This window comes from Oleiphilus sp. HI0128 (assembly GCF_001635365.1).
The window spans coordinates 1-855 of the sequence record NZ_LWGG01000286.1; the positions used below are offsets into that span (position 1 = coordinate 1).

The 855-nt window shown below is 49.7% G+C and carries 2 protein-coding genes; both read right to left on the reverse strand.

The annotated features are described in order from the left end of the window. Positions 1 to 454 (reverse strand): flagellar basal body rod protein FlgF (gene flgF, locus A3763_RS03715; RefSeq protein ID WP_156494879.1); only part of this gene is annotated, 454 nt, incomplete at its 3' end. A 124-nt stretch (positions 455 to 578) separates the two neighbouring features. After that, the coding region (locus A3763_RS03720) for a flagellar hook-basal body complex protein (protein WP_156494880.1) at positions 579 to 855 on the reverse strand (277 nt) is incomplete at its 5' end.

Genomic DNA, 855 nt, shown 5'->3' on the forward strand with positions numbered 1-855 from the left:
CACCACCCAAAGGAAGAACCGAAACCGTACCGTCAGCACCAATCTCAACAGTTGCCGAAGGCGGCAAAACAATTGGACCACCATTACCCAAAACAGGCAAACCAATGCCAGCCCTTAGCTGCCCATTGACATCTACCTGCAGGTCGCCTGCCCGGGTATAGGCTTCCGAACCATCTGCGGCCTGAACCGCAATCCATCCATCACCCTTTACCGCAACATCCAAAGGGTTGCCGGTTTGATTCAGGGGACCCGCCTCAAAATTTGTTCCCGGCCTTTCGGTCAAGGCATAGGCTCTCGATGGATGATGCTCGCCAAACACCGGCATAGCACGCGCCTGAGCGAAATCTTCTTTAAACGCCGTCGTATTAATATTTGCCAAATTATTGGCATGAGCGCGCTGCGCCAGCATATTCTGCTTGGCACCACTCATTGCAATATATAACGCTTTATCCATTTACTTCACCATTAGGATCAAACAATACGCAGCGTCAAAGAAACGGACACTGCAAACGCCTTAGCCTAAGCTCTGCAATTATCTAGCCAACCCAAACAAGGAAGGCTATGAGCGAAATTCAGTACTAGATATTCAAGATAGTTTGCTGGATTGTATCGGCCGTCTCAATGGTCTTGGAGTTGGCCTGATAGTTACGCTGCGCAACAATCAGATTTACCAGCTCAGCAGATAAATCAACATTCGATTGCTCAACTGCAGAGGCCGTTAATAGACCCAAAGACGCCGTACCAGGCGCCCCGACAATCGGGTCACCCGAAGCAAAAGTCTGCACCCAAACACTATCGCCATCAGGTGATAAGCCTTCTACGTCATTGAAGTTAGCCAAAGCTACCTGCCCTAGA